The 10,955-nt window shown below is 66.9% G+C and carries 12 protein-coding genes; all 12 read left to right on the top strand.

The features are described from left to right. The first annotated feature begins 73 nt into the window (after window positions 1–73). A complete protein-coding gene (locus tag ACQKLX_RS19335; RefSeq protein ID WP_427363181.1) occupies window positions 74–817 on the top strand; it encodes a biotin/lipoate--protein ligase family protein in 744 nt (247 codons plus the stop codon). A 154-nt stretch (window positions 818–971) separates the two neighbouring features. Beyond that, a complete protein-coding gene (locus ACQKLX_RS19340; protein WP_427363182.1) occupies window positions 972–1,523 on the top strand; it encodes a DUF6505 family protein in 552 nt (183 codons plus the stop codon). Further along, the gene (locus ACQKLX_RS19345; protein ID WP_427363183.1) at window positions 1,520–2,530 is read left to right on the top strand and encodes a DUF6352 family protein; all 1,011 of its coding nucleotides are present in this window, start codon (window positions 1,520–1,522) and stop codon (window positions 2,528–2,530) included. The genes ACQKLX_RS19340 and ACQKLX_RS19345 overlap by 4 nt, the downstream gene beginning before the upstream one ends. A 10-nt stretch (window positions 2,531–2,540) precedes the next feature. Then, window positions 2,541–3,047 (top strand): DUF3305 domain-containing protein, encoded by a 507-nt coding sequence (locus tag ACQKLX_RS19350; protein WP_427363184.1) that lies wholly within the window; start codon window positions 2,541–2,543, stop codon window positions 3,045–3,047. Next, complete coding sequence (locus tag ACQKLX_RS19355; RefSeq protein WP_427363185.1) at window positions 3,047–3,721, top strand: DUF3306 domain-containing protein; 675 nt, start codon at window positions 3,047–3,049, stop codon at window positions 3,719–3,721. The genes ACQKLX_RS19350 and ACQKLX_RS19355 overlap by 1 nt, the downstream gene beginning before the upstream one ends. Window positions 3,722–3,826: 105 nt before the next feature. After that, entirely contained in the window at window positions 3,827–4,618 is a 792-nt protein-coding gene (locus ACQKLX_RS19360) for a Cro/CI family transcriptional regulator (protein WP_427363186.1), read from the top strand. Continuing rightward, window positions 4,615–4,836, top strand: coding sequence for a formate dehydrogenase (locus ACQKLX_RS19365; protein ID WP_427363187.1), 222 nt, complete (start codon window positions 4,615–4,617; stop codon window positions 4,834–4,836). Before ACQKLX_RS19360 ends, ACQKLX_RS19365 begins: the two co-directional genes overlap by 4 nt. 13 nt (window positions 4,837–4,849) lie before the next feature. Beyond that, on the top strand, window positions 4,850–7,828 hold the full coding sequence (locus ACQKLX_RS19370) for a formate dehydrogenase subunit alpha (RefSeq protein WP_427363188.1): 2,979 nt from the start codon (window positions 4,850–4,852) through the stop codon (window positions 7,826–7,828). 14 nt (window positions 7,829–7,842) lie between these two features. After that, on the top strand, window positions 7,843–8,439 hold the full coding sequence (gene fdh3B, locus ACQKLX_RS19375) for a formate dehydrogenase FDH3 subunit beta (protein ID WP_326873147.1): 597 nt from the start codon (window positions 7,843–7,845) through the stop codon (window positions 8,437–8,439). Window positions 8,440–8,526: 87 nt separating this feature from the next. Beyond that, complete coding sequence (locus ACQKLX_RS19380) at window positions 8,527–9,531, top strand: formate dehydrogenase subunit gamma (RefSeq protein WP_427363189.1); 1,005 nt, start codon at window positions 8,527–8,529, stop codon at window positions 9,529–9,531. Window positions 9,532–9,625: 94 nt separating this feature from the next. Then, entirely contained in the window at window positions 9,626–10,156 is a 531-nt protein-coding gene (gene mobB, locus ACQKLX_RS19385; protein ID WP_427363190.1) for a molybdopterin-guanine dinucleotide biosynthesis protein B, read from the top strand. A gap of 2 nt (window positions 10,157–10,158) precedes the next feature. Further along, a partial coding sequence (locus ACQKLX_RS19390; protein ID WP_427363191.1) for a molybdopterin molybdotransferase MoeA occupies window positions 10,159–10,955 on the top strand: 797 nt, incomplete at its 3' end.

The raw sequence follows: 10,955 nt of genomic DNA on the forward strand, positions 1-10,955 counted from the left end.
TCTTATATGGAATTGGAATGGCTCCAAAGAAGCAAGCCTCTCCCTTGGGATAAGAGGCGGCAGGGCAGGGACGATGGCGGCAGGGCCGGTCAGGCAGGACGATCTCAGGCGCGAGCCGGTGCTGCCGCCGGGCTTTTCGCTCGTCACCTTGCGCGAATCGGGCGACGCCTTCGCCCATGCGCAGGCGATCGCGGCTGAGGCCGGGGCCGCGACTTTGGTCTGGGTGCGACGTTTCGACATCGTCGAGTTCGCGGTGGTTCTGGAGCCCGATGCCATCCTCGCCGAGGCCCGGCTCGCTCACTACCTCGCCATGAACGCGCTCGCCGATGCGCTGGCGGTGCATTCGCCGCCGGAGCGGCCGCTGCTGTTCCGCTGGCCGGATGCGCTGACCTATGATCTCGGCCTGATCGGCGGCGGCCGCCTCGGCTGGCCGGCGGATTGCCCGGAGGGGCAGGTGCCGGACTGGCTCGTCTTCGGCGCCATGGTCCGGGCCACGACGATGTCGCCCTTCGAACTCGGCCAGACCGGTGTCGGCATGGCCGAGGAGGGCTTCGAGGAGGTCGATGCGGTCGACCTGATCGAGTCGTTCTGCCGCCATCTCATGCTCGGCGTCAGCCAGTGGCAGGAGGAGGGCGCCAAGGCGGCGGCGCGGCGCTGGCTCGACCGGCTGGAAAAGGTCGTCGGCGTGCGCCATGGCATCGAGCCCAATGGCGACCTGATCGCGACCTCGCAGTTCGGCGCCGAACGCCGGAGCCTCACCGAGGCGCTGGCCAAGGCCGACTGGCTCGACCGTGACAGCGGAGCGCCGAAGCTGTGATTTCCGTCGGAACCAGACCGCCTTTCTCCTCAGCCCTCATCCTGAGGAGCCGCACAGCGGCGTCTCGAAGGATGGTTCAGGAGACTCCGGAACCAGCTGGAGCATCCTTCGAGACGCGCTCCTGCGGAGCGCTCCTCAGGATGAGGGCTTTACCTTGACTGCCCTCAAGCTCCCGCGTGCGATAAGGCTCGACCCGTCGGACAGCTTCGTTTTCCGCAAGGCGGCGGAACCGGGCGAATGGCTGGTCACCGGCTCCTTCCTGTTCATGCCCGAGAGTGTGGCCGGGCTCGACACCAAGGGGCGCGTCGCCTTCCGTTCCGGCTTCCTCGGCATCGGCAGCTTCGGCTGGAGCACGCTCGCTGTCGTCACGGAGGCGACGGCGGAGGAGCGTGAGCAGGCAGTGGCGCGGCTTGCGGGGCAATTCGTCGAAAAACTCGGCGCCCCCGATCTCGCTGCCGCGCGCGCGGCAGCCGAAGAGGAGATCGCCTTTGCCGCCTCGCTCTGCGATCATCCCACGCAGACCCTGCTCGCTTTGCATCGCACGCTGGAGGAGGGCGAAATCCGCGAGCGCTTCCGGACCTTGATGCCGCGCGGCGATACGCCGAAGGATGCCTTCCGCGCCTTCGAGTTCGTCGAGACCGATGGCGAGGACGAGCCGCAGGAAGAGGTCGATCTGATGCAGTTGATCAAGGACGCGCCGCGATGACTCATTTCTGGGCGAGCTCCGGCCATCTCCTGCTCGACCGCGAGCCGGGCGGCGGCCTCGTCGTCACCGATGATTTCCTCAAAGCCTATCTGGCGCGGCCGGAAGTTCTGCCGCCTGAGGAGGCCTGCGCTGCCGAACGGGCCCTGCACGCCAAACTGATGGCGGAGCCGCAGGCCGAAGTCGCCGAACGCGAGGTCGCAGCCATCGCCGATGCCGATGCGCGCGAGAACTGGCGTTTCCTGCTCGGCTGGCGCGAGCGCCTGCTGGCGGCGCCGACCCTGCAGGGCGCCTATGCCGGGATCATCCGCGGCGGCGCTTCCGGTATCCCGCCCGTCTTCCTCGATCAGCTCGTTCACGTCATCCTGCGCGCCGGGCTCGACGAGGAGAGCGATCCCTTCGTCGTGCGCGCCGCCGAATGCCTGTTCCGGCCGCAGCGCGTCACCCTGCACGAGAACACGATCCTGCTGGCCGATGCCGAGATGATCGAGGGGCACGAGGCCGACCGGCACGCTTCGCCGCTGCTCGCCATGCTCGGCGGCCCGGCGGTGACCTCGCTCGATATCCTCAAGCAGGCCGATGCCGAGCGCTATTGGCAGCGCTCGGATGCCTTCGACATGGTGCTCGATCTCGGCGGCAAGCCCTCGGGCCGCGTCGCGCTCGGCAGGGCGATCGGCTACTGGATCAGGCAGATCCATGGTTTCGACGTCGAGATCGAAGCCGTCGAGAATGTGCGCGATGCCAACTGGCGCTGGTTCGTCGGCCTCGATGCGCAGGCGACGGCAATCGGCAATGCGCTCTGGAAGGGCGAGGGGCTCGACGAGGACAAGGCCTCGCGCCTGATCGCGCTCTACCGTCTGACGCTGCCATCGGAGGTGCCGGTGCTGCCGGCGGCCAGGGGAGCACCTATCTATCTGATGCTGGCGATGGATGGCGACCGGCTGGTCAGGATGAAGCCGCAGAACCTGGTGACTGGCCTGCCGCTCGTGGTTCACGAGATGGCGAACTGAGGATAAGGCCATGCAGCAGCATCACGAGGTCGGTGTCGTGGTCGAGCGGCGCAAGCTCGACTCGCCCTGGGCCGATCATGCCTGGGCGCCGATCGCTGTGCTGCCCGAGCCGCCGCCGCTCGCGCCCTGGAGCCGGCTCACAGGCGATGACAGGCGCGAGCAGTTCTATCTCGGCTCGGCCGTGCTGACGCTGCACTCGGTCGACACCGCCCATTTCCGTGAGAATTTCGCCACCGGCCAGGCCAGACTCTGGGTCTCCGTCCGGCCGACCGGGATCGAGCCGGCGCTGGAGCTGGTCGGCGTCACCGCCGATCCCTCGGAGGGTGAGGTCTTCCTGGAGAACGTCGATGACATCGTCGAGGCCGTGCCGATGCCGGCTGCGATTGCCGGGGCCGTGCTCGCCTTCTTCGAGGCGCACCATGTCGAGCGCGAATTCGTCAAGCGCAAGCGCACCGAGCACGATCCGCGCAAAGGCGGCGTGCGGCCACGCCCCGGTCTCGATCGCGGAGAGGATTGATGTCGCGCCCCGACGACGAAGATCGCGATGAGGGCTTTCTTGGCCGCTGGGCGCGCCGCAAGCGCGAGGCGCAGCAGCCGGTTGCGCCCGCGGTCGTGGAGCAGCGAGACGCTCCCCCTCCCACCTCGGACCTAGCTGCACCCGCGCCCGAGCCCGAGATGGTCGAGCCTCCCTCACTCGATCTCGTCGACAAGGATTTCGACCTCGCCCATTGGCTGAAGCAGAACGTGCCGGAGGAGTGGAAGCTCAAGGCGCTGCGCCGCGCCTGGGAGAGCGATCCGGCGATCTCGGGCTATCTCGACCCGGCCCGTGACTACGCGCTCGACTGGAATACACCGGGCGGCGCGCCAGGCTACGGGCCGCTCAGCGAGTCGGACAATGTCGAGGAGATGCTGGCCAACATCTTCGGCAAGCCGCCTGAGGCGGTGCGTAACGACGTCGCAGTTGTTCAACCTTCGTCTAATGAGGCGGGTGACGATGATCCTGCTGCGCCGCAACCGAAGGCCGAGGCTGAGCAGTCGCCGGTTCGCCTGAGCAAGCTGGAAGCCTCGGCAAAATCCGCCGAAATGGCCACTGAAGCTGTGTCTGTGATTCCGAAGGCTTCCGCTGCGCCGCAAAATCGCGCCGAAAGCCCGCGCCTGAGGCGGCGCGGTGGTGGCGCCACACCGCTTTGAGTTTCAGTTGAGAACAATTGCAATCTAGAGCGATAAGGTCTCATTATCACCGCGGGCTCCAGCACGTCGCAACGTGCCGGTGCGGGATTGGAGACGCCTTCATTCATGCGCGACCAGGCTCTGGAACGGGCGATCGAAGCGGCTGGCGGCGTACGTGCGCTGGCTCGGGCGGTCGGCGTCTCGCAGCCGGCGATCTCGACCTGGAAGCGCGTCCCGGCTGATCGCGTCCTCTCGGTGGAGGCCCTGACCGGCGTCTCCCGCAGCGAGCTGCGGCCCGACCTCTATCCGCAGGAACCGATCATCGTCGAGGCTGCCACGCCCGCGATCGACGAGCTCGATGCTGCTCGCGCTGACGAGTTCGAGCTGATCGGCGCCTTGCTCTGGCGCGCCCCAACGGTCGAGACGCTGGCCGCCTTGCAAGGCCTGCGTGGCGATGCCTCGCCGCTTGGCATGGCCCATCTGGCGCTGGCGGAAGCCGCGGCCGAGGCGAGCCCCGAGCAGGTTCGCGACGAATTCTTCCAGCTCTTCATCGGCGTTGGCCGTGGCGAACTCCTGCCTTACGCCTCCTATTACCTGACCGGCTTCCTGCATGAGCGCCCGCTCGCTCTGGTGCGCGAGGACATGGGCAGGCTTGGCCTCGCCCGGGCGGAGCGCGTTGGCGAGCCCGAGGACCACATCGCCGTGCTGATGGACATCGAGGCGAAGCTGATCCGCGGCGAGATCTCGGGCGAGGACGTCGACGAGGCCTCCTTCTTCACTCGTCATATCCGGCCCTGGGCCGACCGTTTCTTCGCCGATCTCGAGACCGCCGAGGCGGCGCGCTTCTATCGCGCCGTCGGCCGGGTCGGCAGCCTCTACATCTCGATCGAGACGCAGGCCGCGAGCCTGCCCGCATGACTTACGGCACGGAGGAGACGACGATGTCGCAGAAGAGCAAGGAGACGGCTCTCGACCGCCGCAACTTCTTCAAGGCGCTCGGCGCCGGCGCGACCGTGGCCGTCGCGCCCGTCGCGGTCACGCCCGCGGCCGCCGTCGATCCCGGCAAGGACGAGACCAAGGCGCGCTATCGCGAGAGCGAGCACGTCAAAGATTTCTACCGCGTCAACCGTTACTGAGGAGGCTGGCGTCATGCTGATCAAGCGCAAATCCGCCGACGTCCAGCGCGGTCGCCTGCAGAGCGCCCTCGGGGGCCTCGCCTCCGGCGTGATGGACCGCCGCTCCTTCCTGCGCCGCTCCGGCCTCGTCGCCGGTGGCGTCGCAGCTGCCGGCGCCCTGCAGATCGGTTCGGTCCGCAAGGCCGAAGCCGCCGATTTCGGCCCGGCCACCGGCACCAAGGTCGTCAAGAATATCTGCACGCATTGCTCGGTGGGCTGCACGGTCCGCGCCGAGGTCAACAACGGCGTCTGGGTCGGCCAGGAGCCGGCCTGGGAGAGCCCGATCAACCGCGGCAGCCATTGCGCCAAGGGAGCCTCGGTTCGCGAGCTGGTCCATGGCGACCGCCGCATCAAATACCCGATGAAGCTGGTCGACGGGCAGTGGCAGCGTCTGTCCTGGGACCAGGCGGTCAACGAGATCGGCGACAAGATGATGGAGATTCGCGCCAAGTCCGGCGCCGATTCCGTCTATCTGCTCGGCTCCGCCAAGTTCTCCAACGAAGGCTCTTACCTGTTCCGCAAGTTCGCGGCCTTCTGGGGCACCAACAACGTCGACCATCAGGCGCGCATCTGCCACTCGACCACGGTCGCGGGCGTCGCGAACGTCTGGGGCTACGGCGCCATGACCAATTCCTACAACGACATCCGCAATTCGAAGACCGTGCTGTTCATGGGCTCGAACGCGGCCGAGGCGCATCCGGTCTCGATGCAGCACATCCTGACCGGCAAGGAGCAGCAGCGCGCCAACGTCATCGTCTTCGATCCGCGCCTGACCCGCACAGCGGCGCACGCGACCGACTATGTCCGCTTCCGCTCTGGCACCGACATCGCGGTGATCTGGGGCCTGATGTGGCACATCTTCAAGAACGGCTGGGAGGACAAGGCCTTCATCGCCGCGCGCGTCCACGGCATGGACGATGTCCGCAAGGAGGTCGAGAAATACGATCCCAAGACGGTCGAGGACATCACCGGCGTCCCGGGCGAGCAGATGAAGCGTGTCGCCCAGACCTTCGCGACGGTGAAGCCGGCGACCTTCGTCTGGTGCATGGGCGTGACCCAGCATTCGGTTGGCACGGCCAACGTCCGCGCCATCTGCACGCTCCTGCTGGCGACCGGCAATGTCGGCGCCCGCGGCACCGGCGCCAACATCTTCCGCGGCCACTGCAACGTCCAGGGCGCGACCGACTTCGGCTTGGATATCTCGAACCTGCCTTGCTATTACGGCCTGGTCGAAGGCGCCTGGCGCCATTGGGCCCGCGTCTGGGGCGTCGACTACGACTATTTCGTCTCGCGCTTCGACGAGGTGCCGGCCAAGGGCGGCCGCGCCGCCCGCACCCGCAAGCAGAACATGGAGACCTCGGGCCATACCTCGACCCGCTGGTTCGACGCGGCCAACCTGCCGGCCGAGCAGGTCGACCAGAAGGACAATCTCAAGGCCATGTTCGTCATGGGCCATGGCGGCAACACCATTCCGCGCATGCCTGATGCGGTGAAGGGCCTCGAGAAGCTCGAGCTGCTTGTCGTCTGCGATCCGCACCCGACCAATTTCGTCTCGCTCGGCGGACGCAAGAACGGCACCTATATCCTGCCGATCTGCACCCAGTTCGAGACCTCGGGCTCGCGCACCTGCTCGAACCGCTCGGTGCAATGGGGCGAGAAGGTCGTCGAGCCGATCTTCGAATCCGCCAGCGACTACGCGGTCATCTACAAGTTCTCGCAGAAGCTCGGCTTCGCCGACGCGATGTTCCGGCCCTACGAGATGGTCCAGGGCAAGATCGGGCTGGAACCGACGGCGGAATCCATCCTCAAGGAGATCAACCGCGGCGGCTGGTCGACCGGCTACACCGGCCAGTCGCCCGAGCGGCTGAAGCTGCACATGGCGAACCAGGACAAGTTCGACATCGTGACGCTGCGCGGCGCCAAGGGCTCGCCGGTCGAGAACGATTTCTACGGCCTGCCCTGGCCGTGCTGGGGCACGCCCGAATACAAGCATCCCGGCACCCACATTCTCTACAACACGTCGCTCGCTGCGAAGGATGGCGGCGGCACCTTCCGGCCGCGCTTCGGCCTCACCCGCGAGCGCACGCTGCCGGATGGGAGCAAGGTCGAGGATACCCTGCTCGCCGAGGGCGGTTCCTACTCGCTGAACTCGGAGATCAAGGACGGCTATCCCGAGTTCACCATGGGCGTGCTGAAGAAGCTCGGCTGGGACAAGGACCTGACGCCGGCGGAGCTGGCCACGATCTCCTGGATCGGCGGCAATACGATCGACAATGTCTCCTGGTCGACCGATCTCTCCGGCGGCATCCAGCGCGTCGCGATGGAGCATGGCTGCGTGCCCTATGGCAACGGCAAGGCCCGGGCCAATGCCTGGAACCTGCCCGACCCGGTGCCGGTCCACCGCGAGCCGATCTATTCGCCGCGCGTCGACCTCGTGGCAAAATGGCCGGCCAGACCGGACGAGCGCACGCTGCGCATCCCGAACCTGCACACCTCCGTGCAGAAGGCGGCGGTCGAGAAGGGCATCGCAAAATCCTTCCCGATCGTGCTGACCTCCGGCCGCCTCGTCGAATACGAGGGCGGCGGCGAGGAGACGCGCTCGAACAAATGGCTGGCCGAACTGCAGCAGGACATGTTCGTCGAGATCAACACGGCGGACGCGGCCGAACGCGGCATCAGGGATGGCGCCATGGTCTGGGTCACCGGCCCGGAGAACAACTCCAAGGCCAGGGTCAAGGCGCTGGTCACAGAACGCGTCGGCAAGGGCGCGGCCTTCATGCCCTTCCATTTCGGTGGCTTCTTCCAGGGCGTCGACCAGCGCGGCAACTACCCGAAGGGGCTGGATCCGATCGTGCTCGGCGAGTCCGTCAATACCGTCACTACCTATGGCTACGACCCCGTGACCGCCATGCACGAAGGCAAGGTCACGCTCTGCCAGATCGCGGCGGCGTGAGGAGGAACTGAACCATGGCCCGGATGAAATTCCTCTGCGACGCCGACCGCTGCATCGAGTGCAACGCCTGCGTCACCGCCTGCAAGAACGAGAACGACGTGCCCTGGGGCATCAACCGCCGGCGCGTCGTCACCATCAATGACGGCAAGCCGGGCGAGCGCTCGGTCTCGATGGCCTGCATGCACTGCACCGATGCACCTTGCATGGCCGTCTGCCCGGTCGACTGTTTCTACAACACCGCCGACGGCGTCGTACTGCACAACAAGGATCTGTGCATTGGCTGTGGCTACTGCTTCTACGCCTGCCCGTTCGGCGCCCCGCAATATCCGAAGGTCAGCAACTTCGGCTCGCGTGGCAAGATGGACAAGTGCACCTATTGCTCGGGTGGCCCGGAGGTCGACCTCTCGCCGGCCGAGTACCAGAAATACGGCTCGAACCGCCTCGCCGAAGGCAAGCTGCCGCTCTGCGCCGAGATGTGCTCGACCAAGTCGCTCCTTGCCGGCGACGGCGAGGTGATCGCGCAGATCTACAAGGAACGGGTGGTCAAACGCGGCTACGGCTCGGGTGCTTGGGGCTGGCAGACAGCGTACCGGGAAACCATCACGATCTGAGCTGGGGGAGGGGGGCGCATCACGGCTCGAAAAGGGTCGGGTGCGTTCCTCCCCAGTTTGATGCCGCCTTCGCGAAAGGATGCCGCCATGTCGCTCCGCGCCCATCTCCGCTTTCTCGTCACGGCGCTGCTGCTGGCCGTCGCGGTCGGCGTCGCCCAGCCCAGCGTCGCACAGCAGGTCAATCCGACCGCCGACTCGGTCAAGGAGAAGCAGTTCCTCGATGCGCTGAAGGGCAATCCTTCTGCCGAGCTGCAGGGCCGTGTCACCATTCCCGACACGAAGGCTGCGACGCTGGAGCGTCCGGCAGGGCGCGAATGGCGCGCCTTCCACCAGAACACCATGACCAAGATCGGCGCCGTTGCCGTGCTCGGCATGCTGATCGCGCTGATCGCCTTTTATCTCGTTCGCGGCCGCATCCGGATCGAGGGGGGCCCGTCCGGGCAGACATTGACGCGCTTCAACGGTTTCGAGCGCTTCGTCCACTGGCTCACCGCCGCCTGCTTCATCGTGCTGGCGCTGTCGGGGCTCAACGTCACCTTCGGCAAGGCGCTGTTGCTGCCGCTGATCGGCCCGGAGGCGTTCACCAACATCTCGATCGTGGCGAAGTGGGCGCACAATTACCTCGCCTGGCCGTTCATGCTCGGCATCGCCCTGATGTTCCTGATCTGGATCAAGGACAACATTCCCGGCATGGTCGATGTCCGCTGGTTCGCGGCTGGCGGCGGCATCGTCGGCAAGGGCCACCCGCCGGCCAAGCGCTTCAATGGCGGCCAGAAGATCGTGTTCTGGACGGTAGTGCTCGGCGGCACGGCGCTTGGCGTCTCCGGCGTCTACCTGCTCTTCCCGGCGACCGCGGGCGGCGTGCTCAACCTGCAATTCTGGAACGTGATCCACGGCATCGTCGGCGTGCTGATGGTCGCCGCGATCCTGGCGCACATTTATATCGGTACCATCGGCATGGAGGGCGCCTTTGACGCGATGGGCTCCGGCGAGGTCGATCTCAACTGGGCCAGGGAGCACCATTCGCTCTGGGTCGCCGACGAGATGAAGAAGGGCCATGTCCACACCGGCAAGCTGCAGCCGGCGGAGTGAGCTTTTTGCCGCGCTTGACCCGCTGACGGCATTTGCACGATGACAGCCGGGCGCATCTCGCGCCCGGCTTTGTCTTTTGAGGATGTCCTTGTCGATGCGCGTGATCGGACTGGCGGGCTGGAGCGGGGCCGGCAAGACGACCCTCCTCACAAAGCTGATCCCGGAGTTCAGCCGCCGCGGCGTCAGGGTCTCGACGATCAAGCACGCCCATCATGCTTTCGATCTCGACACGCCCGGCAAGGATTCATGGGCGCATAGGCAGGCCGGCGCCTCCGAGGTGCTGATCTCCTCGGCCAAGCGCTGGGCGTTGCTGCACGAACTGCGCGATGAGCCCGAGGCGGTGCTCCCGGAGTTGCTGGCGCGGCTGTCGCCGGTCGACCTCGTCATCGTCGAAGGTTTCAAGCGCGATCCGCATGCCAAGCTCGAGGTCTATCGCGCCGCCAACGGCAAGCCACCGCTGCATCCGGGTGACCCCAGCATCGTCGCGATCGCCAGCGATACGCCGTTTCCTGATGCCAGCCGGCCGGTGATCGGGCTCGACGATATCCCCGCCATCGCCGATTGTCTCTTCGCCAAGGCGCAGCCGCTCGACGCCGTGCTGGCCCGGGTGAAAGAGGGTATCTGACGATGGCTCAGCTCAGTGCGGATGCCGACGTCTTCGGGCAGATGCTGACGATCGAGCAGGCGGCCGAACGCGCGGCCGAGCATGTCGTCGCCGTGGCGGGCACCGAGATTGTCCCGCTCGCCGCAGCGGATGGCCGTGTGCTTGCGCAGGATGTCGTCGCGCCGGTCGACCTGCCCCCCTTCGCCAATTCGGCGGTCGACGGCTTTGCGGTCCGTTTCGCCGATCTGGCGGCCGCAGGGGAAACGCGCCTGCCGCTCTCCGGACGGGTTCCGGCTGGCGCCGATGCCGCCGGCATGGCGACGGCGGGAATGGCCATCCGCGTCTTCACCGGCGCGCCGATGCCGGAAGGCGCCGACACGGTCTTCATGCAGGAGGATGTCACGCTGGATGCCGGCTCTGTCGTCCTGCCGGCTGGGCTGAAGCGCGGCGCCAACGCGCGGCCGGCGGGCGAGGATCTGCCGCGTGGCCACACGGCGCTTGCTGCGGGCCGGCGTTTGCGCCCGCAGGACCTGGCTCTGCTCGCCGCGCTCGGCTTGACGCAGATCACGGTACGCCGCCGTGTCCGCGTCGCGATCTTCTCGACCGGCGACGAGCTCAACGAACCCGGCACGACCTTGCCGCCCGCCGGCATCTACGACGCCAATCGCAGTCTGCTGCGGGCGCTTGTGTCTCGCGCCGGGGCGGAGGTCGTCGATCTCGGCATCCTCAAGGACGAGCGTGAAAGCCTCGCTCGGAGGCTGCGCGAGGCGGCGGCGGACTGCGACCTGATCCTGACCTCGGGCGGCGTCTCGACCGGCGA

Source organism: Allobosea sp. NPDC003192 (assembly GCF_050275675.1).
Classification (GTDB): domain Bacteria; phylum Pseudomonadota; class Alphaproteobacteria; order Rhizobiales; family Beijerinckiaceae; genus Allobosea.